The organism is Cognatundibacterium rivi, assembly GCF_018139565.1.
Taxonomy (GTDB): Bacteria; Pseudomonadota; Gammaproteobacteria; order Burkholderiales; family Burkholderiaceae_D; genus Undibacterium; species Undibacterium rivi.
Window position 1 is genome coordinate 1 of record NZ_JAGSPK010000017.1, and the last position, 261, is coordinate 261.

General features: G+C 59.0%; 1 pseudogene. It reads left to right on the forward strand.

The window, feature by feature from the left end:
• Nucleotides 1-2 precede the first annotated feature (2 nt).
• Nucleotides 3-261 (forward strand): annotated as a pseudogene (locus KDM87_RS17660) (MotA/TolQ/ExbB proton channel family protein); the annotation flags it as partial.

Here is a 261-nt window from a genome sequence, read left to right on the forward strand (position 1 = left end):
TCCTGGCATTGACTGCCGCTGTTGCCGTCGCTCCAGCTTCCGCACAAGAAGCTTCCGCCGCTGCCTCCACTGCAGCACCTGCTGCTTCCGCACCAGCGGCTGACGCTGCTGCACCTGCTGCCGCACCAGCCGGCGACATCGCTGCTGCACCTGCGAAAGAAGTGATTGAAAACCCATACGGCTTAGACGCACTCTGGAAAACAGGTGACTTCGTTGCCAAAGGCACACTGATCATCATGGTCATCATGTCCATGGGTAGCT